The organism is Bacillus sp. M5A3_1b (genome assembly GCF_053345335.1).
The window spans coordinates 300,639-326,124 of sequence record NZ_JBKEZY010000005.1; the positions used below are offsets into that span (position 1 = coordinate 300,639).

29 protein-coding genes and 1 pseudogene are annotated in these 25,486 nt (G+C 34.2%); 19 read left to right on the forward strand and 11 right to left on the reverse strand.

The genetic code is table 11. The features are described from left to right. Nucleotides 1–168 precede the first annotated feature (168 nt). The 7 genes and pseudogenes from ACLBWW_RS16470 (at nucleotide 169) to ACLBWW_RS16500 (ending at nucleotide 5,759) form a co-directional block, all read left to right on the forward strand. Nucleotides 169–972 (forward strand): DUF3952 domain-containing protein, encoded by an 804-nt coding sequence (locus ACLBWW_RS16470; protein ID WP_048540991.1) that lies wholly within the window; start codon nucleotides 169–171, stop codon nucleotides 970–972. A 33-nt stretch (nucleotides 973–1,005) separates the two neighbouring features. Continuing rightward, a complete protein-coding gene (locus tag ACLBWW_RS16475; RefSeq protein WP_447614132.1) occupies nucleotides 1,006–1,827 on the forward strand; it encodes a DUF3952 domain-containing protein in 822 nt (273 codons plus the stop codon). Between the two features lie 141 nt (nucleotides 1,828–1,968). After that, a complete protein-coding gene (locus ACLBWW_RS16480) occupies nucleotides 1,969–2,016 on the forward strand; it encodes a hypothetical protein (RefSeq protein ID WP_257141962.1) in 48 nt (15 codons plus the stop codon). 218 nt (nucleotides 2,017–2,234) lie between these two features. Further along, complete coding sequence (locus ACLBWW_RS16485; protein ID WP_098144265.1) at nucleotides 2,235–3,005, forward strand: hypothetical protein; 771 nt, start codon at nucleotides 2,235–2,237, stop codon at nucleotides 3,003–3,005. Between the two features lie 62 nt (nucleotides 3,006–3,067). Beyond that, nucleotides 3,068–3,830: pseudogene (locus ACLBWW_RS16490) on the forward strand (hypothetical protein). 213 nt (nucleotides 3,831–4,043) lie between these two features. Then, a complete protein-coding gene (locus ACLBWW_RS16495) occupies nucleotides 4,044–4,820 on the forward strand; it encodes a hypothetical protein (RefSeq protein WP_048540986.1) in 777 nt (258 codons plus the stop codon). Between the two features lie 165 nt (nucleotides 4,821–4,985). After that, a complete protein-coding gene (locus ACLBWW_RS16500; protein WP_048541013.1) occupies nucleotides 4,986–5,759 on the forward strand; it encodes a DUF3952 domain-containing protein in 774 nt (257 codons plus the stop codon). Between the two features lie 282 nt (nucleotides 5,760–6,041). On the opposite strand, the gene ACLBWW_RS16505 is transcribed toward ACLBWW_RS16500, so the two are convergent. After that, the gene (locus tag ACLBWW_RS16505) at nucleotides 6,042–6,827 is read right to left on the reverse strand and encodes a GNAT family N-acetyltransferase (protein WP_048540984.1); all 786 of its coding nucleotides are present in this window, start codon (nucleotides 6,825–6,827) and stop codon (nucleotides 6,042–6,044) included. A gap of 131 nt (nucleotides 6,828–6,958) precedes the next feature. On the opposite strand from ACLBWW_RS16505, the gene ytfJ reads away from it, so the two are divergent. From ytfJ to ACLBWW_RS16525, 4 genes are all read left to right on the forward strand, one after another. Continuing rightward, nucleotides 6,959–7,384, forward strand: a complete 426-nt coding sequence (gene ytfJ, locus ACLBWW_RS16510) for a GerW family sporulation protein (protein ID WP_000349987.1) — start codon at nucleotides 6,959–6,961, stop codon at nucleotides 7,382–7,384. A 160-nt stretch (nucleotides 7,385–7,544) separates the two neighbouring features. After that, nucleotides 7,545–8,321, forward strand: coding sequence for an oxalate:formate antiporter (locus ACLBWW_RS16515; protein WP_000014094.1), 777 nt, complete (start codon nucleotides 7,545–7,547; stop codon nucleotides 8,319–8,321). Between the two features lie 51 nt (nucleotides 8,322–8,372). After that, nucleotides 8,373–8,693 (forward strand): hypothetical protein, encoded by a 321-nt coding sequence (locus tag ACLBWW_RS16520; protein WP_048540982.1) that lies wholly within the window; start codon nucleotides 8,373–8,375, stop codon nucleotides 8,691–8,693. Nucleotides 8,694–8,762: 69 nt separating this feature from the next. Continuing rightward, nucleotides 8,763–8,975, forward strand: a complete 213-nt coding sequence (locus tag ACLBWW_RS16525; RefSeq protein WP_000798747.1) for a hypothetical protein — start codon at nucleotides 8,763–8,765, stop codon at nucleotides 8,973–8,975. A gap of 29 nt (nucleotides 8,976–9,004) precedes the next feature. Here ACLBWW_RS16525 and ACLBWW_RS16530 read toward each other — a convergent pair whose 3' ends face one another. Next, nucleotides 9,005–9,343 carry a hypothetical protein gene (locus tag ACLBWW_RS16530; RefSeq protein WP_048540980.1) on the reverse strand — a complete coding sequence of 113 codons (339 nt, stop codon included), beginning with the start codon at nucleotides 9,341–9,343 and terminating at the stop codon, nucleotides 9,005–9,007. A 204-nt stretch (nucleotides 9,344–9,547) separates the two neighbouring features. Between ACLBWW_RS16530 and ACLBWW_RS16535 the strand changes: the two genes are divergently transcribed. The 5 genes from ACLBWW_RS16535 to ACLBWW_RS16555 all read left to right on the forward strand — a co-directional run bounded on the left by ACLBWW_RS16535 (nucleotide 9,548) and on the right by ACLBWW_RS16555 (nucleotide 14,325). Continuing rightward, nucleotides 9,548–10,228, forward strand: coding sequence for a class I SAM-dependent methyltransferase (locus ACLBWW_RS16535; RefSeq protein ID WP_060488566.1), 681 nt, complete (start codon nucleotides 9,548–9,550; stop codon nucleotides 10,226–10,228). A 94-nt stretch (nucleotides 10,229–10,322) separates the two neighbouring features. Continuing rightward, nucleotides 10,323–12,011 (forward strand): formate--tetrahydrofolate ligase, encoded by a 1,689-nt coding sequence (locus ACLBWW_RS16540; RefSeq protein WP_012644371.1) that lies wholly within the window; start codon nucleotides 10,323–10,325, stop codon nucleotides 12,009–12,011. A gap of 90 nt (nucleotides 12,012–12,101) precedes the next feature. After that, nucleotides 12,102–12,629 carry a hypothetical protein gene (locus tag ACLBWW_RS16545; protein WP_116443145.1) on the forward strand — a complete coding sequence of 176 codons (528 nt, stop codon included), beginning with the start codon at nucleotides 12,102–12,104 and terminating at the stop codon, nucleotides 12,627–12,629. Nucleotides 12,630–12,648: 19 nt separating this feature from the next. Next, nucleotides 12,649–13,818, forward strand: coding sequence for a DEAD/DEAH box helicase (locus tag ACLBWW_RS16550; RefSeq protein ID WP_048540973.1), 1,170 nt, complete (start codon nucleotides 12,649–12,651; stop codon nucleotides 13,816–13,818). Nucleotides 13,819–13,941: 123 nt separating this feature from the next. Further along, nucleotides 13,942–14,325 carry a VOC family protein gene (locus tag ACLBWW_RS16555; protein WP_048540971.1) on the forward strand — a complete coding sequence of 128 codons (384 nt, stop codon included), beginning with the start codon at nucleotides 13,942–13,944 and terminating at the stop codon, nucleotides 14,323–14,325. Nucleotides 14,326–14,369: 44 nt separating this feature from the next. Here ACLBWW_RS16555 and ACLBWW_RS16560 read toward each other — a convergent pair whose 3' ends face one another. Then, entirely contained in the window at nucleotides 14,370–15,008 is a 639-nt protein-coding gene (locus ACLBWW_RS16560; RefSeq protein ID WP_048540969.1) for a zinc dependent phospholipase C family protein, read from the reverse strand. Nucleotides 15,009–15,037: 29 nt separating this feature from the next. Then, nucleotides 15,038–16,024, reverse strand: coding sequence for a quinone oxidoreductase family protein (locus ACLBWW_RS16565; RefSeq protein WP_048540966.1), 987 nt, complete (start codon nucleotides 16,022–16,024; stop codon nucleotides 15,038–15,040). A 207-nt stretch (nucleotides 16,025–16,231) separates the two neighbouring features. On the opposite strand from ACLBWW_RS16565, the gene ACLBWW_RS16570 reads away from it, so the two are divergent. After that, entirely contained in the window at nucleotides 16,232–16,810 is a 579-nt protein-coding gene (locus ACLBWW_RS16570; RefSeq protein WP_048540965.1) for a sigma-70 family RNA polymerase sigma factor, read from the forward strand. Further along, on the forward strand, nucleotides 16,807–17,487 hold the full coding sequence (locus tag ACLBWW_RS16575; RefSeq protein WP_048540963.1) for a DUF3600 domain-containing protein: 681 nt from the start codon (nucleotides 16,807–16,809) through the stop codon (nucleotides 17,485–17,487). Before ACLBWW_RS16570 ends, ACLBWW_RS16575 begins: the two co-directional genes overlap by 4 nt. Nucleotides 17,488–17,541: 54 nt before the next feature. Here ACLBWW_RS16575 and ACLBWW_RS16580 read toward each other — a convergent pair whose 3' ends face one another. From ACLBWW_RS16580 to ACLBWW_RS16595, 4 genes are all read right to left on the reverse strand, one after another. Then, entirely contained in the window at nucleotides 17,542–17,784 is a 243-nt protein-coding gene (locus ACLBWW_RS16580) for a hypothetical protein (RefSeq protein ID WP_000766029.1), read from the reverse strand. 310 nt (nucleotides 17,785–18,094) lie between these two features. Then, a complete protein-coding gene (locus tag ACLBWW_RS16585; protein ID WP_048540960.1) occupies nucleotides 18,095–18,529 on the reverse strand; it encodes a hypothetical protein in 435 nt (144 codons plus the stop codon). Between the two features lie 85 nt (nucleotides 18,530–18,614). Beyond that, nucleotides 18,615–19,586 carry an MBL fold metallo-hydrolase gene (locus ACLBWW_RS16590; protein WP_048540958.1) on the reverse strand — a complete coding sequence of 324 codons (972 nt, stop codon included), beginning with the start codon at nucleotides 19,584–19,586 and terminating at the stop codon, nucleotides 18,615–18,617. A gap of 96 nt (nucleotides 19,587–19,682) precedes the next feature. Beyond that, the gene (locus ACLBWW_RS16595) at nucleotides 19,683–19,892 is read right to left on the reverse strand and encodes a DUF3925 family protein (protein ID WP_048540955.1); all 210 of its coding nucleotides are present in this window, start codon (nucleotides 19,890–19,892) and stop codon (nucleotides 19,683–19,685) included. A 224-nt stretch (nucleotides 19,893–20,116) separates the two neighbouring features. Between ACLBWW_RS16595 and bsaA the strand changes: the two genes are divergently transcribed. Then, nucleotides 20,117–20,599 carry a glutathione peroxidase gene (gene bsaA, locus ACLBWW_RS16600; RefSeq protein ID WP_048540953.1) on the forward strand — a complete coding sequence of 161 codons (483 nt, stop codon included), beginning with the start codon at nucleotides 20,117–20,119 and terminating at the stop codon, nucleotides 20,597–20,599. An 82-nt stretch (nucleotides 20,600–20,681) separates the two neighbouring features. Here bsaA and ACLBWW_RS16605 read toward each other — a convergent pair whose 3' ends face one another. The 3 genes from ACLBWW_RS16605 to ACLBWW_RS16615 are packed head-to-tail and all read right to left on the reverse strand — an operon-like array spanning nucleotide 20,682 to nucleotide 25,083. Next, on the reverse strand, nucleotides 20,682–22,910 hold the full coding sequence (locus ACLBWW_RS16605; RefSeq protein WP_107134653.1) for a transglutaminase TgpA family protein: 2,229 nt from the start codon (nucleotides 22,908–22,910) through the stop codon (nucleotides 20,682–20,684). Continuing rightward, nucleotides 22,907–24,121 carry a DUF58 domain-containing protein gene (locus ACLBWW_RS16610; RefSeq protein WP_098048505.1) on the reverse strand — a complete coding sequence of 405 codons (1,215 nt, stop codon included), beginning with the start codon at nucleotides 24,119–24,121 and terminating at the stop codon, nucleotides 22,907–22,909. Before ACLBWW_RS16610 ends, ACLBWW_RS16605 begins: the two co-directional genes overlap by 4 nt. Beyond that, nucleotides 24,121–25,083: an AAA family ATPase gene (locus ACLBWW_RS16615; protein ID WP_048540947.1), complete on the reverse strand. Its 963-nt coding sequence runs from the start codon at nucleotides 25,081–25,083 to the stop codon at nucleotides 24,121–24,123. Before ACLBWW_RS16615 ends, ACLBWW_RS16610 begins: the two co-directional genes overlap by 1 nt. Between the last annotated feature and the right edge of the window lie 403 nt (nucleotides 25,084–25,486).

Genomic DNA, 25,486 nt, shown 5'->3' on the forward strand with positions numbered 1-25,486 from the left:
ATGAGCAATTAAGGATTGTATATAAATCGATGCTATTGAAAATTAAAGAATATTCAATTTAATCTGCATAAGTGAATAAATAGCAGTAAGTAAAGGTGAAGTGTATTACTTTCCAAAAGGGAACATAATGAACCTAAAAATGCCTATAGTAACTAACGGGGTGTCAGTATGAAGTTAAAGAAAAAATCTAAGATGATGATAGTTCTGTCAATAGTAGCAAGTTTATTAAGTGGATGTGGTTTTGGGGAGACGAAGATAGAGTATGAGAGATTAGTAAAGGCGTTGGATGAAGGTGATATGAAGACGGTTATGTCTGCGAGTGATGGCGGGTATGCTTATGTAAAAGAAGAGATTAGGGATAGCACGTTTTGGGCGGAAAATGATAATCGCATTAGCGTTGTATATCAAACAACAGGAGGAGTATACAATATTAAAGAAAAAAAGTTCTATGGAACAACTTTGCAAGAAATTGCTAGTTCATTAAATAGTGAGCAAAAAAAAGAAGAGATTGTATATAGAACTAGTATTAAATATGAAGATAATCAATCAAAAAGTCCAGATCAAAATTTGGACGTTTCGAATGTTCGATTTATATTTAATAGATTAAAGGGAATAGATAGTTTAAGACCCAAAAAAGATAAAAAAAGATTTAGTGAGTCATCCAAGGTAACATATTACTTAACTGAATCGCAATTTCAAGAAATAATTAATAATAAGTTAAAGGTGGACTACGATAAATTTGATGAAGCAATATTATTAATGGAATTTAGTTCGGCGAAAGATTCAAAAGAAAATCCAATGGAATTCACTACAATAAGCATCACAATGGGATATGAAAAAAAGAATAAAAAAGGCCGATTAATAAGGCATGATCAAAAAATAGCAATCTATTTAAATAGTAAAGAAGATAACGATAAAGCTTCTAAAACCCGATATGAGAAGTATGAAAAACAATATTCGAATAGCAAGTAATGTATAAAATAAGGGGAAAGGTGTAGTTATGGTATGAGTAAAAGGTTAGTTAAAAAAATAGTTATTGTAATGACTGTAATGTTTTTACTAAGCGCGTGCAGTTTCGGGGAAACAAAAATAGAGTATGAGAGATTAGTAAAGGCATTGGATGAAGGTGATATGAAGACGGTAATGTCTGCGAGTGATGATGGATATGCATATGTGAAAGAAGAGACTAGCGACAGTACTTATGAAGAAAAAGAAGATGGTGAACATAGCAGGATAATATATCAAACAACCCATGGAATATATAATGTGAAAGATAACGACTTATATGGGAAAACAACTCAAAAGATTGCTACTGATATAAAAAATGATAAAAACGTTGGTAGTAATCAAAATTACAAAAAAGAAACGGTCTATAGTACAAATTTAAAAAATGAAAAATCCCGTTCAATAGCCCAGGATCAAGCTATGAATGTTTCATATGTAAAATTAATGTTTAGAGGATTAAATGAACTTAGTAAATTGAAACCGAGTGAAGATACAAAAAGATTTAGTGAACCGAGCATAATAAGCTATGATTTAACTGAATTACAGTTTAAAAGCATAATAAATGACAAGTTAAATTTAAAATATGATAAATTTGATTCTGCAATATTGATGATTGAATTTAATACGCCTAATGATACAAAAGAAAATCAAATGAGAATAATACAAATAACAATATCGGTAAATTATGAAGAAAGAAAAGAAGATAAGCTTATAAAACGCAATCAAGAAATTTTAACATATTATCATACCAGAGAAGAGAATAATCAAAGTTCCAAAAAAGAATATGTAAATTATGAAAAAGAGTATATAAATCAAAAATAACATATTTTGATTGAATTTTGAGAATGATAAATGTTGTGAAGATATGAGTAAAGGGGTAGTAAAAAATAGTTACTGTGATGACAGTTATGTTTTGCTGAGCGCGTATAGTTTTGGGAAATCAAAATAGAGTATGAGAGCCTAATAAAGGCATTGAATGAAGGTGACAAGAAGACGGTTATACTTAATTGAAAGAAGAATATTTGGAACTTTTGAGGAGAAAGGATACTATTTGATTTATCAAAAAGCATTCTGAGTATATGATTATGGTAATTAATGTGGTAATGGTATACTTAAAAGATTTTCTGAATTTAGTTTTACAAAGATCTATGTACTTAAAAATATTAAGAATGTAATAGAATTTTAGTGCAAGAAAATTATTTAAACTGTATAGAAGGTGAAATGTCAGGGTGTGGAATATAAAAGAAGAAGATTTATATAAGTTTCGAATGACATGTAAAGGGCGTTTAAGTCCTGAAGGTGCTGCGGGTTTTATGCTCGGAACGATATTTTATACTTCATTATTTATGGTTATTATTTTTGTGGGAGGAATGGATTATTATACTACCTTGTTTGATAAGGTAATTGTTAGGATTGAATTAGTGTTATATGGTTTGCAAGTAATGTTTTTAATTCTATATTTATTCCCTAAAGCACGTTATAAATTTCAAAAATTACAAACGCTCGTTATATTATTATATGCATTTCAACTTGGAACTATCGGATGCACTTTATTTGTACTTTCTGGGATGATAGAGCATTCAATTGATCTCCATACACGTGTTTATGTAGGTCTATTAGTATTAGGTGGAATTATTGTTCATATTGTGACAACAGTTGATATATTTAAACAAGCAAGCGAAGGTGCATTTAGTAGTGAGGACAAATCAGCTTCGTTTTTTAGTAAAACAAAGGGACATGTTATACAAGGTGCTGTAATTTATGTGATAATTCTTCTTGTTTTAATTTATATAAATAATAATTATTCATTAAACACAATGTTTGGTTATGTTATGTGTAATGTTATTATGTATGCAGTAGCAATAGGAGCGGCAGAGTTCCAGCTCTTAGTGTATTGTAGATTCAAATTCAAGTCATTTCATATGACGTGGGAAGAGAATGAGAGAATGCGTGGGAGAATTCGAAAGCGAGATACAAAATCCAAAACGAAAAGTAAGTAAGAGTGAAATGCAATTTAAGTATATGAGAATTATTTAAACCTTATAGAGGGTGAAGAGTCAGGATGTGGGATATAAAAGAAGAAGATTTAGATAAGTTTAGGATGACATGTAAAGGGCGTTTAAGTCCTGAGGGTGCTACGGGATTTATGCTTGGAACAATATTTTATATTTCGATATTTATGTTTGTTATTTTTGTAGGGGATTTGAATTACTACAACAATTTTTTTGATAGAACTATTGTTAAAACTGAAATTGTGTTATTTAGTATTCAAATTATATTTTTAATTATATATCTATTTCCGAAAGCATGTTATAAATTTCAAAAGTTACAAACGCTAATCGTATTACTATATGCGTTTCAACTTGGAACGATATTATTTGTAGTTTCGATTGTTTCTGAAATGGCTGACAATTCAATTGGTAGGATGTATACCGGGCTACTAGTTGTAGGAGCAGTTATTATCCATATTGTAGCAACGCTAGATACATTTAAACAAGCAAGTGAAGGTGCATTTAGTAGTGATGAAAGATCCACCTCTTTTTTTAGTAAGACAAAAGGAGCTATGATAAAGGGGGGCTATAATATATATATTAATACTACTTATTTTAATGTATTTTCAAAATGATTATTCAATTGATTTTTTTGTTATGTATGGAGTGGGAACTGTATTAATGTATGCGGTTGCAATCGGAGCGGCAGAATTCCAACTATTGGCGTACTGTAGATTCAAATTTAAGTCATTTCATATGACGTGGGAAGAGAATGAGAGAATGCGTGGGAGAGTCGAAAATAAAATAAGAAATTCAAAACGAAAAATAAAGTGAAACTTTAATCAGTGGGGGTTTTCTTCATCCCCCACTGATTATTAGTTGAACCAATCGGACTTTTATGGGCAGTTGATCCCCCACCAAAATTCTTTGCTTTCGCTGAATTTTGAGCTGGGGGTCTTACTGCCCATTAAAGCGGGATAAATAATATATTAATAGAATTTTAGTACTCGAAAAATAATTGAAACGTATAGAAGGTGAAGAGCCAGGATGTGGAATATAAAAGAAGAAGATTTAGATAAGTTTAGGATGACATGTGAATATCGTTTAGACCCTCAAGGTGCTACAGGGTTTATGTTTGGAGGAATACTATTTAGTTCAATAACAATTTTTTCTATTGTTTTATCAGCTGGGTGGGATTACTGCATGCTTCTCTTTAATATAGGAATTGTTAAGTTAGAAGTATTTTTATATATTATACAAATAATTCTTTTCGTTATTTATTCATTTCCGATAGCTCAATTTAAATTTCAAAAACTACAAACCCTTGTCGTATTATTATGTTCATTCCAATTGGCAACAATAGCTCCTATTGCTTTGACTGTTACTAAAATGGCTAATAATTCAATTGACTGGATTACAATAATGTATGTGGGTTTATTACTTTTAGGAGCAGTTGTTGTTCATATTGTGACAACGATTGATACGTTTAAACAAGCGAGTGAAGGTGCGTTTAGTATGGATGAAAGGTCTGCCTCTTTCTTTAGTAAAACAAAAGGGGATATGATGAAGGGTGCTACACTATACGCAGCAACTATTCTTATTTTGCTATATTTTCATAACGATTATGGGTTTGATGATTTATTTATGTATGTAGTAGGGACCTTTTTAATGTATACGATAGCAATCGGTGCAGCTGAATTTCAGCTATTAGCATATTGCAGATTTAAATTTCCATCATTTAATAAAACGTGGGAGCAACATAAAAGAGAGACTCCAAGATATCGAAAGAAAAATAAAAAAGGTAAATCGAAACGTAAGGCATAAAGAAAGTGTGTATTGTAAGTTTTGATGGTGAAAAGAGTAGTGGTTTAAATGAGAGTATTTTAACTACTGAAAAAAATCAAATTATGTAATGTGATTAAAAGATTATCTGGTTGAAAATGTAGAGAGTAGTGTGATGATGAAATGAATAAAAAAAGGGTTTCTAAAATAATTCCGATCATAATAGCAATCAGCCTATTACAAGCATGTAGTTTTTTTGAAGAAAAGATAGAGTATGAGCCATTTGTTAAGGCATTGGATGAAGGTGACATGAAAAAGGTTATGTCTGCGAGTGATGATGGGTATGCTTTTGTGGAACAAAGAGGAATATATAGTACATATGAACAAAAAGAAGATGGAGAGCATAGTAAAACAATCTACCAAACTTCGACAGGCGTATATAATATAAAAGATAAAAGTTTATATGGGAATACAACACAAGAAATTACCTCGGAAGTAGATGATAAAAATTATAAAGAAAAAGTTAATTATAGTACAAATATTATGTATAAAAATGAAAAGGTGCAAAGTCCGGATTCAAATCTAGATGTTTCATACGTGAACTTAATTGTAGATCGTTTAAAAGGGATAGGGAAACTAAAGATGAAGCCCGGGGATGATATAAAAAAGTTTGATCAACCTAGTACCGTTGGGTATAAGCTAACTGAATTAGAGTTTCAGAGTATCATTAATGATAATCTGAAAATACAATATGATGAATATGGTGGTGGATCAATCGCATTGCATATTGATTCTAAAAATGGTTCAAAGCAGATATTGGAAGTAAGTATTGTAGTGGATTATAAGAAGAGAAATGATGAAGGTAAGTTAGTAAAATATATATCACAAATACATACATCTTTTGATAGTCACCAAGGCAATAATCAGGATGCGAGACAGGAATATATTGATTTTAAAGCACAGTATAATAAGAAGCAGTAATATTAAGGAGAGCATTTGCACGTAATGATAATAGCGACATAAGTGGAATAAATGTTTCATAAATATAGTGGGAAGAATTTGAGGGTAAACGCCCCAATTGCTGGAGTAGATGCAACAATTGGGGCGTTTATCTATCTAAATTTAGCTTGAATACATAACATGTTTTAGTTAGAGTATTGCTCCGCAAGTAGCTTCTTTATCTTCATAATAACAGTATGAAATTGTGTATAATCTGCTTTTATTGTTAAGTTATAACTATTTCTGCTTATAAAGTACCCCTTATTATCGATACATCGTCCACATTCCAATGTCTTTAAATCCTAGACGTTTATAAATTCGTCCAGCAGCTGGATTGTTATAAAATAAGCAAAGTGTTCGGCCTTCTTTCGTAAAGTCTTGAATCATTTTTTGTAATATGAGTGAAGCGTAGCCATTTCCGCGATAATTCGGGTGTGTACATACGCCAACAACCATAGCGGATAATGAATTTTCAGCGGAAGTAGAGGCGGATGCGATGATTACGCCGTCTTTTTCAATATAATAAGTACGTCCCGTATTTGTTTCGAGAGCTTGTCTTAATATTTTCTCTGATTCATTAGCAGTCGGGAATTCATCGATGCTACTTCTTAATTGCATAATTCGATCTACATCATCTATTGATGCAAGCTTAATCGTTTCATGAATAGGCGTGTCAGGTAAGCTGTTGCCATTTAGACATTCACAAAAATACATATCACTTTTGGCACCTAGTTGAATAGCAGGAGAAGTTTCAAATTTTTCTACGATAGTTGACTTGCCAGATAGTTTAAGCGGCATATATGAGGAAAGAAGCGTCTCATAATCAGATGTAACAAATGCTTCTTTACTATATGGTATGAATGCATCATGGAAGCGGAGTAAAATCGATTGTAATGTTCTATCCTCCTTAAATACTCCCCATAGTTCTTGGAAATCTGTATCATAACCGAAAGCCTCAATATCCCCAATAATAAACAAGTTAAGGGCTGCCTCTTCTTTTAGAAAGGAAAATACTTGTTTATGATCTTTCTTTGTTAATTTTCGCATCATAACGAATCTACCTCTTTTTTATTTTTCTGAATATTACAACTTAAGTTTTTTGAAATCAATATAAAATTTTATGTTTAGTTCACAAACTTTCGGAAAAACTAGGAAAGATATGACAAAGGAGGTTATGAACGGTGGATCATCCAATTCAAGGGTTAATGAAAGCGGCAATGGAAAATTTAAAAGAAATGGTCGATGTGAATACGATTGTTGGGGAGCCTGTTCAAACGGCTGACGGTGGTGTGGTGTTAACGGTTTCTAAAGTAGCGTTCGGGTTTGGAGCAGGAGGTTCTGATTTCCAAACGAATGATGGACAAAGAGCGAACGGTAACCCTGCATTTGGTGGCGGTAGCGCGGGTGGTGTTTCTATTACACCAGTAGCATTTCTTGTAGTGAATAAAGATGGAGTAAATATTCTGCATCTACAAAATGCGACACATTTAGCAGAAAAAATGATTGAATTAGCTCCACAAACAATTGATAAAATTCAATCGATGTTCCAAAAAGATGAAAAGAAAGAGGGAAATCATCATCCTCAAAACCCAGATGAAATCCTTTAAAAACGCCTGCTCACGAGCAGGTGTTTTTTCTTGTAATCACTATGTAATAAAACACATGAAATTGTAAATAGTTTTTGAATTTTTTTCTATGTTTCTAAAATTTTTCATGTTAAAATATGCTATAGAATTGAAACATATAAAACGAAGGTGGCTAGGTGCTTTGTCTGGAGGATCTGACCAAGTAAAAAATATGATATATATTAATGGTAATCGTCGGGGTCATTGTTTTATTACATCAGGAATTACGTTTAAAGAGTTTGCAAGTAACATCCCTTCACCGCTTCATCAAGTGTTGCTTTTGAAGCATAACTTTGAATGGACAGATTTTCATTATCATACTTTATTTGAATATGTTGAGGAAGAAAATATACATAAGCTAATTCAAGCAGAGATTGATGAATTTGATGAATTTTGTTGGGTAGATTTTGATGATGCAAGCGATTTAGATGAATTAGAGCCAAAAGAAATTGCAGAGCTTTTATATTTGGCTCACAAAAAAGAACCACTTGCAAGAACATTCTTTCCGCTATTGAAAAATAGATTTGTTTATTTTTCACATGATGACGGATGGTACAACAAAGTGTATTATCGTAGAATTGCTGACTTTGTAGGGATGTTAAGTAAAGTCATTCCTTATAAACTCGGTGCTTTCGGTAAGAAACGTTTTTCTTTGTTCCAAAAATCAAAAATTTTCCCAGCAATTTCGAAAGAAGTGATCATGGGGCTTCTTCCATTAATGGAGGACGGTCTTTATATTGATCTAGCAGGGAAAATTGAGTCAAGAAGAGGTCTTGAAATTCCGGTATATGTAGTTGGTTCGTATGAAAGTACGGATGAGGTGCTAGATAATATCGATGAATTGAAAGAAGAAGCAACAGAGACGGGCTGGCTTATTTTTGATAAGAAAGAACAAGAATGGCAATGGGTTGTGGACTAAGAAAACTTGGCGCATGAAGTCAAGTTTTCTTGTCATTTGAAAGGAGTACAAATGAAGAAATATTATACAATTGTGGGTATTGTAAGTATTATTCTCGTAGCGATTTTACTTATTACTTGTCCGAAAGAATCGGATTTTAAAGTATATGTAGAGGATAAGTATGCATTGAAATGTGATGAGAGTAGTTTTGAATGCACACAAAATGTAGATGGTAAAAAAGAAAAATTACAATTTGAAAGTACAGATGCACGAAATGGTGTATTCTTTATGACTGCAAAGCAAACATTTAAAACAGAAGCTGGTGTTACGAAAGAATATAGCGGAGTAGGAATGTTTGGTACATTTCTTTTTGTTTCAGAGAAGACTTTCTAGTAATAGAAGGTCTTTTTCTTATGCTTATGTTCATATAGATGAAGTAAGACAAGCATAGGAGGGATAGTAATGAAGAATACATGTATCGTTTGCGGTGGTGAGGAGTTTTTTTCCTCAACTTTGTATGCACGTACGAAACAAGATTGGGCATATGCGCCAAACATGTACCGTTTTGAAAAGGTGTTTATTGAACATAGGGATGAAGAAAATTATCCAGTGTTTCAAGAAATTACAGCGAAACATTGCTGTGGATGCGGTCATATTATGTTGTATCACGAATGAACACACCAAGTATAACTTGGTGTGTTTTTTTAAAACGCTGACAAAGAAAGCGGATAGAGTAAAGTAAATAAAACAGAAAAACTACCAAAACCAATTGCTGTATATCCAAGTGTTCTCGCTCCGAAATTGACAGCTAATAAGCCGACTAAAATCGCAAGAGAGCCGAGTGTAACTGGATAAAATGCAATTGAGAAAAGCGAAAGAAATAAAGCGACATAGCCTATCATTGCACCGGTGTTTGTACCTTCTATTTCATTTGCAATTTCTTTACGCTTATGTCTAATTGGTATGCCAGCTGGTGATATTTCAGCTGCATACTCTTCGTGTTTTTCACCACTTTTAAAATGATGATTTCTCTTTCTTCGCATGTACATCCCTCTCTTTCAATTGGGTGTACCTATAGTATCTTACACAAAGAGAAGAACATGAGTATGAGTTAAACCCAAGTAAAGCAAAAATTGGAGAATAAAGATTCCATTATTAGCTTGTACATCTCCTAATGAAGATAAACAGGAATTTTGGAAAATGATGTAGAATGAAATGAGTGATAAAACGTGAAGGCAGGGGAATGTATGACGAAATTTAATTGGCATGAATCAGCAGAGAAAAAATGGGATAGTAGTGCAGAATTTTGGAATCAAAATAGTCAAGAGATGTGGGACAGCGGGAGTAGGAGTACAATTATTCCATTTTTTGAACAGTATGTGAAGAAAGAAGCTCAGGTGCTCGATGTTGGTTGTGGGGATGGATATGGTACATATAAATTAAGTCGCGCGGGCTATAAAGCAGTTGGAGTAGATTTATCAGAAGTGATGATTCAAAAAGGGAAGGAGCGTGGAGAAGGACCGAATTTATCTTTTATAAAAGGGGATCTTTCTTCCTTACCATTTGAAAATGAGCAATTCGAATCAATTATGGCAATAAATTCTTTAGAATGGACCGAGGAGCCATTACGAGCATTAAATGAGATAAAGCGCGTTTTAAAAAGAGATGGGTATGCATGTATTGCAATTTTAGGACCGACAGCAAAGCCTCGAGAGAACAGTTATCCTCGTTTATATGGCAAAGACGTTGTTTGTAATACGATGATGCCTTGGGAGTTTGAACAGTTAGCGAAAGAACAAGGTTTTGAAGTTGTAGATGGCATCGGTGTATATAAGCGCGGAGTAAATGAGAAGATGCTAGGTCAACTACCTATTGAGTTACAACAATCGTTAACCTTCTTATGGGTATTTATGTTAAAAAACGCATAAAGAAATGAAAGAATTTTTAGGAGGTAAATAAGTGCAGAAAATACAAAAAACTGATACAATATCATCAGAACCAATTAAAGGGGGACTAGGGTATATGACAACTACTACAACAGTTAAATCCGACATTGAAATCGCACAAGAAGCGAGTATGAAGAAGATTCAAGAAATTGCAGCTGAATTAAATATTTTAGAAGATGAATTAGAGCCATACGGGCATTATAAAGGTAAGTTATCTCTTGACATTTTTAAGCGCTTACAGAACGAGAAAGACGGTAAAGTTGTTTTAGTAACAGCGATTAACCCAACTCCAGCTGGAGAAGGTAAATCAACAGTAACAGTTGGTTTAGGTCAAGCTTTTAATAAAATTGGTAAGAAAACAGTAATTGCACTTCGCGAACCATCTCTTGGACCAACAATGGGACTAAAAGGCGGAGCAGCAGGTGGTGGTTTTTCACAGGTTGTACCTATGGAAGACATTAACCTTCACTTTACTGGAGATATCCATGCGATCACAACTGCTAATAACGCGTTAGCGGCGTTTATTGATAATCATATCCAACAAGGAAACACACTTGGAATTGATACACGTAAAATCGTTTGGAAACGCTGTGTTGACTTAAATGATCGTGCCCTTCGTAACGTAGTAATTGGTCTTGGTGGACCAGTTCAAGGTGTACCACGTGAAGACGGTTTTGATATTACAGTAGCATCTGAAATTATGGCGGTATTCTGCCTTGCAACAGATATTCAAGATTTAAAAGCGCGTCTATCTCGCATCGTAGTTGCTTATAACTTTGCAAATCAACCTGTAACGGTTAAAGATTTAGGTGTAGAAGGTGCGTTAACATTATTATTAAAAGATGCATTAAAACCAAACTTAGTACAAACGTTAGAAAATACACCAGCTATCATTCACGGCGGACCATTTGCGAATATCGCTCACGGTTGTAACAGTGTTATCGCTACAACAATGGCAGCAAAATTAGGTGATTATGTTATTACAGAAGCTGGATTCGGTGCTGATTTAGGTGCAGAGAAGTTTTTAGATATTAAAGCTCGTGCAGCTGGCATTAAACCAGAAGCAGTTGTTATTGTTGCGACTATTCGTGCGCTTAAAATGCATGGTGGCGTAGCAAAAGATCAATTAAAAGAAGAAAATGTAGACGCATTAGCAAAAGGTATGGAAAACTTACAGAAGCATGTTGAAACAATTCAAAGCTTCGGTGTGCCTTTCGTAATTGCAATTAATAAATTTATTACAGATACAGATGCAGAAGTTGCATACTTACAAGAGTGGTGCAATGAGCGTGGCTATGCAGTATCCTTAACGGAAGTTTGGGAGAAAGGTGGCCAAGGCGGAGTTGACCTTGCTGAAAAAGTGTTAAAAGAAATCGAAAAAGGTGAGAACAACTACGCACCACTTTATGAATTAGAATTACCATTAGAAGAAAAAATCCGTACAATTGCTCAAAAAGTGTACGGTGCAAAAGATATTGAATTTGCTCCGAAAGCACGTAAGCAATTAGCTCAATATGAAGGAGAAGGATGGAGTAACCTACCAATTTGTATGGCGAAAACACAATACTCTCTTTCTGACGATGCAACAAAATTAGGTCGTCCATCAGACTTTATCGTTACAATTCGTGAGCTGAAACCATCAATTGGTGCAGGATTTATCGTTGCGTTAACAGGAACAATGTTAACAATGCCAGGCCTTCCAAAACAGCCAGCAGCACTACAAATGGACGTAAATGAAGATGGAAAAGCAGTAGGTTTATTCTAAAAGGTTGTAATTCATCTCGTTTATCTGTAAACTATATATACATCAAGTGGCGCCTTTCCATCGAAAGGCGCCTGTTTTTTGGAGGAAATTATGTTTGATCCAACTGCTTTTGATAATTTAAAAGTAATCGTAGAAGGTGCTGTTTATGATTTTGATTTACATGGAGATATTCTTGTAACAGATCGAAAAGATATGATGGACCTTGCCTCATTAAGTCGTATATACAATATTTCATTTCAATTAACAGAGCCGTTCGAACAGTTAGTAGAAGCAACATTTTCACTATCTGTAGATGCAAAGAACTTATCTGGTGAAATATTGGAAGTCCCACAATTTACACCAGGTTGTGAAATGAAGTTAGCATTTTCATTCCCGATAGAAAAGCCAGAGGTAGTGTGTGAAGAAATTGAAAATTTCATGCATTCTATATGGGGAAAAGAAAGAATGATTACGCAGAAAATTTCATACGAATATAATAAGCAAGCGATTTCATATCATAATAAGGTAGAGGTTATATTTCAAAAAGCGATTACAGAAGACCATGTTGATGATTTAATAGCTGTTATTTCACACATGATAGAAACGGTGCGAACAATACAACATTTTCTTCAAAAATAGAGATAAAGGAGAAAAACAAATGATAAAAGATATGCAACCATTTTTACAACAAGCTTGGGAGAAGGCTGGTTTTAAAGAATTAACTGAAATTCAAAAACAAGCGATTCCAACTATTTTAGAAGGACAAGACGTTATAGCTGAATCTCCAACTGGAACAGGAAAAACATTAGCGTACTTATTACCCCTTTTACATAAAATTAATCCTGAAGTAAAACAACCACAAGTTGTTGTTTTAGCGCCAACACGTGAGCTTGTCATGCAAATTCACGAAGAGGTTCAAAAGTTTACAGCAGGGACTGAAATTTCAGGGGCATCTTTAATTGGTGGTGCAGATATTAAGCGCCAAGTTGAAAAATTAAAGAAACACCCGAGAGTAATTGTCGGTTCACCAGGACGTATTTTAGAATTAATTCGAATGAAAAAGCTAAAGATGCATGAAGTGAAAACGATTGTATTTGATGAGTTTGATCAAATTGTAAAACAAAAGATGATGGGCGCAGTACAAGATGTAATTAAATCTACAATGCGGGATCGTCAATTAGTATTCTTCTCGGCGACAATTACAAAAGTGGCAGAAGATGCTGCACGTGATTTAGCAGTTGAACCACAATTAGTACGTATAACACGTGCAGAGTCAAAAAGCTTAGTTGAGCATACGTATATCATTTGTGAGCGACGCGAAAAAAATGATTACGTAAGAAGAATTATGCATATGGGCGATGTAAAAGCAGTTGCTTTCTTAAATGACCCATTCCGTTTAGATGAAATTACTCAGAAATTGCAATTCCGTAAAATGAAAGCAGCAGCTCTTCATTCAGAGGCAAGTAAGCAAGAGCGTGAAGCAACGATGCGTGCTTTCCGCAGCGGGAAATTAGAAATTTTACTTGCTACTGATATTGCAGCACGTGGAATAGATATCGATGATTTAACACATGTAATCCACTTAGAGTTACCAGACACAGTAGACCAATATATTCACCGCTCAGGACGTACAGGACGTATGGGTAAAGAAGGAACTGTCGTTTCTCTTGTAACACAACAAGAAGAGCGTAAACTACTTCAATTTGCAAAAAAATTAGGTATCGTGTTTACGAAGCAAGAAATGTTCAACGGATCATTTGTAGAAACGAAACCGAAAGCACCAAAGAAAAAGAAACCAGCATTTACTGGGAAGAAAAAACCTAGATAAATAATGGAGAAGGCGTAACTACTTGTAGTTGCGTCTTTTATGTTTGTAATTGAATGAAAAAGGAATAATAATAACATCTGTAGAAACCTACATAGAATATAAAAACCATTAGGGGGAAAAACAATGATTCATAAAGTCGGACAAATTATGTTATATGTAAATAATCAAGATGAGGCAGTAAATTTTTGGACGGAAAAGGTAGGGTTTCATGTAGTTGCAGAGGAAGATAATAAGCAAGGAATGAGATGGATTGAAATCGCTCCGAAAAGCGGTGCAGAAACGAGCATTATATTACATAATAAAGAAGTGATTTCTAAGATGAGCCCAGAATTAAATCTTGGTACACCATCTTTAATGTTCTTCTCAGAAAATCTTGATCAATTATATACAGATTTAAAAAATAAAAATGTTACTGTTGGTGAAATGGTCACTATGCCTTCTGGTAAAGTGTTTAACTTTGCTGATAGTGAAAGCAATTATTTTGCGGTTATGGAAAAGAACCAATAATAATATTGTTATGTGAAAATCCCCCTCAAATATATTGAGGGGGATTAAATCTTTGAAATGAATTTTTCATGAGAGAGTTGTTTAATAAAAAATGCCCCTTTTTCAATAGCTGTTTCAATATAACCAACGATTTGATCGAACGTAAATACTTGCAAGTTTTCATGTAAATGTTGCTCTGGATACAACATATCTTCAAAAAGATACTTTCGAAAAGCTAAAACGTTTTCTTTAGAAACCTCTTCAATATCTATAATGTGAGCCTCTTGATTGAGAAGAGAGAAGAGCCGTTGTTCTTTATCGTAATGATAAAGTAATTTTGCGTTCAATAATTTAAAGTCGTTGTAGTACATAGGCGCGATAGTTTCGTCATTTTCGATTCTATTTTTAAGCCAAGGTAGAAAAAAGCCGCTTAGCCAATTATCATCGGCAATGAGGTGGGTGCAATAGCCTAGGAGAAAAGGGGACTCCATATAATCTTTATATTTATGAATAAATGATCCATAATCAATTCGTCTCGTATAGTCTTTTGTTGAGCCAGCGTAAAAATGTGAGGTGACTTTTTCTATCTTTGAATGCACAGCATCAGGGGCCACACCTCCAAGTATAAAAGAAGTTTTATCTTGAATAGATAATTTCTCGGCAATCCTGTTAGCGATAATAGCATGCATAATTCGTGATCCCATGAATGACACCTCGGTTTCAAGTATTCATTTCAGGAAGAGGACTGGACAGTTAGTATTACTTTCCCTGTACTTTTTCTACTTTCGACCCATTCATGTGCTTTCCCTGCATCTTGAAGTGGAAAAGATTTCGTAGCCTTAATTTGCAAACTTCCGTCACTTAAATAACGGAAAACTTCATTTGCAGTTTCTTGGAGTAGTTCAGGACGTTTTTTTCGTGTAGTACCAAAGCTAAAACCGAGTATAGAGCGGCAACTTGCGTGTAAATCTTTCGTTTGGAAGTTACCAATTTCACCGCTTGCATTTCCGAAATGAACGAGGCGACCATAATAAGCAAGACATTTTAAACTTCTTTCCGAAACCGTTCCAGAAATAGAATCTAAAATTACATCAACGCCTTCACCGTTGGTCAGCTCATTGACTTTCTCTACAAAATCTACATCTTGACGACATATAACATAATCAGCTCCAGCGTCTAAAGCGATTTTACTTTTCGCTTCATTTCCGACAGTACCGATAACAGTTCCAGCCCCTAATAGTTTAGCGATTTGAATTGCTGTCGTACCAATCCCACCAGCCGCTGCATGAATGAGTACAGACTCATCTTGTTGAAGCCTTGCTACATTTGCGAGTAAATTATAGCTTGTAAAAGATACAATCGGACAAGCAGCTGCAGTTTGAAAATCGACTTCATCAGGCAAAGCAAAAGTAAGGTTTTCGTTTGCGACAACGTATTCTGCGTAAGAGCCATCTTGAGGAAAAGCAATGACACGTTGTCCAGGATAAATATTTTTCACATGAGAACCGACTCGTTCTACAACACCAGCGGCATCTATCCCTGGTATAAAAGGTAGAGCTTTATTTCCTTTTTTACCATAACGGGATTTAATATCGGCGAAATTTATACTAGTAGCAACAACGCGAATCAAAACTTGATCTTCTGAAATAGCCGGCATATCCACATCTGTATATTTCATCACTTCAGGACCACCGAACGACGTTACAATGATAGCTTTCATTATATATCCTCCTAAATTTGACTATATAAATCATTTTAAATGTTCATTAGAAATTGGAAAATTATATAATAGTTATGTGTGATTATAAGTGAAGCTTATGAACTGATTGAATCACTATATTAATTTATATAAAAAAACTTTTGAAAAAATCGAACGAAACATCAATTACTTGCCAATATATAGTGTAAGACAAAGGAGGGAAGGTAAATGAAGGATGAAACATTGTATACAAATTTAATCCAATTAACTTTATCAGGCAATAAAGAAGCGTATGGCGAATTGTATGATAAAACGATTCAAGAAGTATATAAAACAGCACATTTTTTAATAGGTGATAAAACGGATGTAGATGATGTCGTTCAAGAAATATACATACAACTATATGAATCGCTTCGTAAGTATGATAGCGAGAAGCCATTTCGCCCTTGGCTAATTGGACTTGCGATTAAACAAATTCACTCTTATAGAAGAAAGAGGTGGATGCGACTACGAATTATAAAAAAAGCAGAAGAGCAAAGAAAACCAGTACAAATTGATTTTTCTAACGATATTGTAAGTAAAATATCAAACAAAAAACTAATCGAACTTATACATAAATTACCGTATAAATTGAAACAAGTTATTATCTTAAGATACTTACACGATTATTCACAAGAAGAAGTAGCACACATATTACATATTCCAATTGGTACTGTGAAATCTAGAATTCACGCGGCATTAAAAAAACTACGTCAAAAAGAGCAAGTAGAAGAAATCTTTTTAGGAGAGGTAGGGAATGTGAAATGAGCTTAGATTGTAGAGTTAGAGAATCTATACAAGAAGAAGCGAAGGGTATTATTGCCCCTCCGGAGTTAAAAGAAAAAGTAATTGTCCAAATAAAAATGAAGAGCGGGGGAAGTAAAAGGAAGAAGCGCCTTATCGCAGGAGTGCTTGCGGCAGCATTTTTACTCCCAACGACTGGTTTTGCGTATCAATCTATTATGGCGGATGGTATATACGGATCGTTTGAGAATTTAAAAAAACATGCTGGAGCAATGACGTTAGAAGCATATATGCGTTTTAATGCAAAATTATCAGAAGCGAAAGATGAAATGGGTGCGAAGGAATATGAAGAATTTACAAAAGAACTAAAAAAATTAACAAATGCAAAGCTTGCGTACGGGGATTCGAACGGTAATATTGATTATGATCAATTATCACCAGAAAAAAGAGAAGAAATGAAAAAAGTAAGTATGGGCCTTCAACCATACTTTGATAAATTAAATGGTCATAAATCTAGTAAAGAAATATTAACGCAAGAAGAGTTTGATCGCTATATGGAAGCTTTAATGACACATGAAATACTACGAGTGAAGACTAAATCAACTGGTGGAATAAAAGTAGAAGATATACCTGAGGCATACAAAGAAAGATTTATGAAAGCAGAGCAGTTTATGGAGTATGTAGATGAAAAGGTGCGATAAATAAAAAAGCTCATAGCCTAAGCTGTGAGCTTTTCTTATTGAAACGTAAATATATTAACCACCTATTCCTTTTGCTAGCAATAAGAAATATACAAATACTAATATTACTGCATTTAATGCTGTACCAACTATTCCGAATAACCAATTTTTTGATGCGATCGCAAAAATAATTCCGAGTAATGAAAGTATACTGAGAATCGCAATAATTAAAGTTAAATTTGCATGAGGTCCTCTTAAAATAAAGAAAGAACATATACTTGCGAGAAACGTTAGAAACGAGAAAGTACCTAATTTCATAATAAGTCTCCCTTGTTTGAAATGTATTTTGACTTAGTGCGCGACTTTCTTAAGTTTAACATAAATTTCCTATTACCGATTGAAAATATGAACAATAAAAAACGATTATAAAATCTATGCGATTTCATACTCGTTTTGTTATTACATAAATTTCCTTACCGCATGTATAGCAACTCTTACAAGGAGTATTGCACTTATAAATAAACTACCATAACCAACGACACTTAAAAATTGAACATTAAGTTCTTTTGCATACAAGTCAGGGCATAATTATCTTGATTTGCTTAATAAAATAAAAGTGGGAAATCACTTAGTTATATTCCTTACTATTCTCCTTATCTTTTTGTATAAAACAATCTAAAATAGAATAGCCAGCTATTAAACTTATTATCGTAACAAAAGTAGTATTTATAAGAATAATATTAGTTAAATAAGGCAGGTATGCACCAACTGGTGAAAAGAGTAGAGCTGGAGAAAAGGAAATGAATAGCGTCGGCACAGTAATAGCGATAAATTTATCCGGTTGAAAGCGCCAGTTTTGTTTACTCGTTTCGCGATTAATGGATTGAAGGAATCGTAATAAAATGCCAACTATAAGAGGGAAGAGTGTAAAGTAGAATAATCTTGGATAAACGTTAAAGTTCACCTGTGCGTCTGTATCTAAATAAAATTGAATTTTCACTCCAACAAATAATAATAAGACGATAAATAAGGTGAAGCAGAGATATAGCATCACTTTTTGCATTACATTCCACCATCCTTTACTCAAAATATATTCAAAAAAAGAAGAGATATACAATAACTACTGTTGTATATCTCTTCTTTTACGGTTATATAATAGTGGAGTTTGCTTTTTCTTGCTTCGTGAAATAATCTATAATGCCCATCGCACTAATTTCTATATCTAAATGTAAAATGTTGTAAACAGAATGATCTGATGGAACGTTTACCTTTGTAAGGTGAGAAGAGATCTTATCCATTAATACAGTTTGTAAAGCTTTAGTCGCTTCATCGAAATCATTATACTGTTCAAAGACCTCTTTTCCAGTATGAACGAAAATAGGTAGCCAATGTTCCAGTTGGTTATATACTTCTGTAACATTAGAGGATGCACCGTAATGACCGAAATAAATAGTATCTACATTCATACTTTGAATGTGATTTTTAGAAGCAATCATCGCATCTGGCTGGAATTGTGAAGGGGACGTTGATGGTAAATATAGTTCGACACCAAGGTCTGCGAGTTCTCTATAATAAATTCCAATTGTATCGCCAGTAAAAATGCCGTTTGTTAAGGAATCGTGAATGCTAATATGGTGTTTAGCATGTCCCGGTGTATCGTAAAATGTAAGTGTACGGTCTGCGGCAATTTTTAACGTATCACCATTTTGTACAATATGAACACGTTCTTCTTCTATAGGAAGAATTGGATCAAATAGTTTATCGAAATCTTCTTTGTATACAGCTTTTGCACCTAAAATGAGTTTTGTTGGATCAATCATATGACGAGCACCGCGAGAATGCACATATAAAGTAGCGTTTGGGCATTTTTCCATCATTAAACCAGCAGCACCGGCGTGATCTAAATGAACATGTGTAACGATAATGTTTTTAACTTCGTTTAAATCAATATGTAATTGTTGTAAGCCGTCTAAAATATACGGAAGAGAAGGGGCTGCACAAGTTTCAATTAAAGTAATATCGTCACCTAATAAAACGTACGTACCAGTTCGTTCATTATGTTGTAAATCAAAATCATCAATAAGATATAGGTGAGAAGATAATTGCTCTACTTTTTTCATCATTACCACTCCTTAGTTACTGTATGTTTCTATTATACGCTAAAATAGAAAAAAGGCAGAAAACGAACGCTCGTCTTCTGCCTTTTTAAAGTGTTATTATTTCGTTTGTTCTTTATTGATAGACATAACGAACAGTCCAACTATGCCACCAACGATTGGAAGCATAATTTCTCCTGCTAAATTAAAGTAGGAGCTTAAAAATAAACCATTTACATCGATTATCCAGCCAATCACATACAATAACATCATATATAGTACGAAATAAAACTCGCGATTTGAAATCGTTTCATGTTGTGCAGTTTTCATAATGAACACCATCCTTTGCTTTTATAATGGAATATAAACTGTCACATTTTGTTCACAATTTAATTGTAAAACTTTCCATCATAAAAGTCTAGTAGTTTGTGTCGAATTTTCGAACAGAAATAAAGCGCTATCATATCGGGGTGTAAGTACGTAATAAGAGCTGTATATTCATGAATGTAGTATAGTATAAACATAGAATGATAGTGAAGAGAGGGGTAAGGAAAATGACAGTTTATGATTTTTCAGCTAAAACGATAACAGGAGAAGATAAATCGTTAAAAGATTACGAAGGAAAAGCACTTCTTATTGTAAATGTAGCTAGCAAATGTGGTTTTACACCACAATATAAAGGATTACAAGAAGTATATGATAAATATAAAGACCAAGGACTAGAAGTACTCGGTTTCCCTTGTAACCAATTCGGAGGACAAGAACCAGGTACAGAAGCAGATATTACTAGTTTTTGTGAATTAAACTATGGTGTGAATTTCCCGATGTTTGCAAAGGTTGATGTGAAAGGTGATAAGGCACATCCGCTTTATACATACATGACAGAACAAGCTCCAGGTTTACTCGGTATGAAAGCAGTGAAATGGAATTTTACGAAGTTTCTAATCGGAAAAGACGGGAAAGTAGTAGGGCGTTTTGCGCCGCAGACGAAGCCGGTGGATTTAGAGGTTGAGATTGAGAAGGTACTTGGAGAATAACTAGAAGTTTCACTTTATTAAAAAAGCCTCAAAGAACAATGTAGTTCTTTGAGGCTTTTTCTATCAACTCACATTATCAAGATTAAATCGCTGAATGGAAGTCATTTGATTTAGGCGGAGAGGCTGCTTTTTTCATAATAATTTCCCATAAGTGTACGGATTTCTTCCATTCTGCTACGGCCTGTCCCTTTTGATACATAGCGTTCTCATAACTGAAAGTAAGTTGTTGCATATCGGCCGAGTTGTAAAGTGTATCGATGTGGAGAGCGTATTCTCGGAATGTTTGACTTTCTCCACGTGGTATACCAATTCTGCCAAATTGTTTTAAAAGTGCACCGTAAGCTTTGCTATAAACAGCATCATCTTTTCGGTATTTGTAGAAAAGAATAATAAAAAATGTAATCCATTTCATTCTAGTAGCGAAGAGAATGTATCCGATGATACTAATTAGTATCGTAGAGAGGAATACGTACCACCAAGAAAGTCCATTTTTAGAATTTGTAAGCTTTTTAGTAGGAGCGTCTTCTGTATCTTCCATTAAACTTTTGAGCTTTGCTTCATTGTTTCTTTTGTGCATTTGCGCATTTTGAGACTTAGTTTCTTCGCTATTTTGTAAAGTAGGAGCAGGAGTATTATTTGTGAAATTATAGGGATTGGTAAATCCTTTTGTTGGTTCGAATGGAATCCATCCGTATCCTGGGAAATATACTTCGACCCAAGAGTGTGCGTTATCGTTCGCAATTTTATATACATCCTCACCTTCTGCACCAACTAGTGTGTTATCAAGAGTTCCTTCTGTATAACCTTTTACCCATCGAGCAGGGATCCCAGCAGAACGAAGTAACACAATCATAGATGTTGAAAAATTATTACAGTAGCCGCTTTTTGTATCAAAAAGGAATTGATCAACATAATCTTGATTTTTGGCAGGGAACAACACATTCATTGTTTCATATACGAAAGAATGGTCGGTGAAGTAATTTTCAATAGCTAATACTTTATCATATCGGTTGTCTTTATCATTTGTTAGATTAACAGCTAAGTCTCTGACTCGCTGCGGTAATGATTCGGGAAGTTGCGTGTACTTTGTTATGAAATAAGGATTTGTTTCTTGACCTTCATTCGTTTTTACAGCTTTTAAGTTTTCTATGGAAAACTCCGGGACCTCATACGTTACTTTATATGAATGTAAAGTAGTAGAGGAATCTCCGTTCATCGTATAGATTTTTTCAGAAAATGGGTCAACGCTGTATGAAACATTAGAAGAAGCTTCAACAGATACTAACCCTGCTGGATAGGTAAGGTGAGGATAACTTTTTTGCATGTTGATTGTTGCCTTTGTTGTCTCCGTTTTTGTATTTTGTTCGTACCAGCTCACGACGTCGTTTTTATTTTTAAAAGAAATCTTATTTTGATTTTCAGAAACTTCCCAGCCTTTTCCGGTATAAAAATCTTTCGTTTCAACTCTCCAATATTGTTTGTTTTGCGTTTGCGCTGTGAAAACAATTGTAGGATCCGCCTTAAAAGGACCGCCTAGTCGCGAGTCATCTAAACCATACCCAATTTTAGAAACCTCTTGTTTTTTACTTGCTTCGGATGTGTTGAATTTTAAAAAATCCATTGGGTTTGGCCATTGAGGGCCAAATTTTGGAGCGAAGTATGCGATAGTTGCTGACAATACAATAAATATTGTAAGAGGTCTAAGTAATTTTGAGATTTCTCTAGCAAAATTTTGTAAGTGTTCCATCTCTTTTATTCGTTCTATGCGAAGAAGACTAAGCATAAAAAAGCCGATGACAACAGTACGAATAATAGCGTAGTTTGCATTGTATAAATGTAAGTTATGAAAAATGGTGATATAAATAATAGTCAATATAAGAAATAACAACCCACGTTTTTTATGAATCATCCAAAAAGAGATGAAAGCACTCAAAAACCAAAAGGATAAAAAAAATAAAAGTGTTGGAAAAACTGGAGAGATATCCAGCAAATTCCCCTGAAATAACAAGGAGGAATTTCGAGAAATATCAGTGAAAAATTTCGTTAGCCAAGATGGATTTATAAAAGCATTTTTATAATATAGGAAATGAATGATGAATAAAATCGTGACGATCTTTATTGGAATCTGCCATTTTATTTGAAAAAAAGAGAGAGTGAAGCAAATCCCTATAAATATTACGAAAACATCTAATCTACCTACGTTTGTAATACCTACGAGGGGCCTTAGCCATTCTAGTAAAAGTAGAAATGCGCATGCATGCATGAAAAATCTAGTCATATCCCATTGTTTTTTTGCCTGTAATGTTATCATTTGCTCACCTCAAAAAACACGTTTGTATACTGGTTTCCATAAACCACATTTACAAATATTTGTCGTTTTTGTAGAGTTTCTAGAATACTGAGTTCTCGGTGTGAGAGTTGATTTGCTTTTTCTTTTACGACAAACACCATTAATTTTCTATTTTTTATAGCAGCAAAGTCAGCCGCCTTTTGAATATCGGGAGAAAGATCGCTTATCACGAGTATAATCGTGACGGGCTCATAAATTTTTCTTAATTCCATTTCTACACTCCGGGAGAGCGGGAATACACTATCTGCTTGTACTTTCGCTAAATGACAAAAGATTTGATGTAACTGACTATCTCCATTGTCTAAAGGGAAAAAAGTTCGTTCTTTTCCGACAGATACGAATGACGCTGGTGAATTTTGCTTCAAGACAGACCTGACAATAGAGGCAGTAAATGTGACGACTGATTCGAATAGAGGGGATGGGGTTCTGTCCATGAATATCATAATATTATGGCTGCGCTGTTGTTCAAACTCTTTCGTCATAATGTTGTTTGTTCGTGCAGTTGCTTTCCAATCAATCCACGAAAAGCGATCACCAGGTTTATATTCCCTGACACCGACAGAAATGGTAGAGTCTTTTACTAAATTTATATTTGCTGAAAGTGCTCCTTGTTCGAAATGATTTTCCATTTGTCGATATGTTATATCTACATACTGAGGGTAGACTAAAAATGTATCTGGAACTGAAAAAGTTACTTCTTTCTCCATCATACCGAATAGATCGCCAGTTTTGACACGTATGCTTGAAAAAGAGTGCTCTCCTCTAGGGATTGTGTCAATTGCATATTGAAACGAAATATTTCGTTTCAATCCTGGAAAGAGTATTACTTTATTCATATTCGTTTGTTTACAATTTTTAAATTGTGATGGCAGTTCATCTTCTATAATCAAATAAAGTAAGGGAAAAGGGAAACTTCTTTTTATTGTAATCGTACTTAAAAATGGTTCTCCTGCTACATATTCGTCTTGATTTGTTATTCGTTTTACCTCGGCGTTCCGTAAAGCAAAGAAGGGAAGCAATAGTGAATAAAGGCCAATAGGAATCGCACTGTAAAACAAAAACCAACTTACAAATCCTCCTTGAAGCATAGCGTATACAAATGTTAAGACTAGGCATAACGGAATGAGTGATAACTTAGTAAAATGATAGAGTGCTCGTAGTATCCGTTTCATCAAAGGTTCATCTTCCTTTGAGTAGGTACGGTAGTTCGCGCAATGATTTTTGCGATAACTTGTTCTCCTGTTATTCCTTCAAATTTTGCCTCCATTTTTAGAATGAGTCTGTGAGCTAAAACGTAGGGAGCTAAAAATTTAACATCGTCAGGAATAACATAATTTCTACCATGGATGAATGCATAAGCTTGTGAAGCTTTCATTAAAGCAATCGAGCCACGTGGACTTGCACCTAGTTGTATAGAACTATAAGAACGAGTCTGACTAACAAGCTTTACAATGTAATGCTTGATTGCTTTGTCCATGCTTACTTCCCGTATGCTTTGTTGTAAATAAAGTAATTCTTCTATTGTTGTAATAGCTTGTAAATGGGAGAGGGGATTGGTTTTTTCCATCCTGTTTAAAATTTCAAATTCTTCTTCTTGTGTAGGATATCCCATTTTTAGTTTCAATAAGAAACGATCGAGCTGTGCTTCTGGTAAAGGATATGTTCCCTCATATTCGACCGGATTTTGTGTAGCCATTACAAAGAACGGTTTTGGTAACGGTCTTGTTATGCCATCTATTGTAATATTGCCTTCTTCCATACTTTCAAGTAAGGCAGATTGTGTTTTTGGAGATGTACGATTAATTTCATCAGCAAGTATAAAATTCCCCATGATTGGTCCAGGCTTGAACTCAAATTGGAGCTCTTTCGGATTATAAATAGAAACACCTGTAACATCTGACGGCAGTAAATCAGGTGTGAATTGAATGCGCTTGTAATCAGCATCAATTGATTTAGAAAGTGCACGTACTAACATTGTTTTCCCAACGCCAGGCACATCTTCTAATAGTACATGACCTTCAGCTAAGAGAGCTGTCAAAGCTAAGATCGTTTCTTTTCGCTTTCCGACCATTAACTTTTCAATATTGTTAATTATTTTTTCTATAATGGGATGTAATGAATCAAGCTGGTGCATCGTAATCCTCCTAATGTTATTATCGTTTTTTAATCTATTTAGTGGAAAATAGAGTGTATCCATCTAATTGCGGGCAGTAAAGATTTTATCTTCAATTCTAAGAATATTCAGATTATTTATTGTGATTACATCTAGTATAATTGTTTCCGCAACTTAGGGCAATATGGTAAATAATGATTTCTCGTTTTATGTGAAAAGAGAAGCGGATAGGAAATTTAGTTATATGGATAGAGAGGGTGGAGAAGTATCAATATTTTTCACACAATGAAAAAGAGGGACATGAGCATTGCTATTCATGTCCTGTGACTTATTTATTCAGCTATTTGCCGGGAGTAAAACTTTCATCTCAAAATTCGGTTGGAGCAAAGAAGTTAAGTGTGGGCTAATAATGAGTGGGATAAAC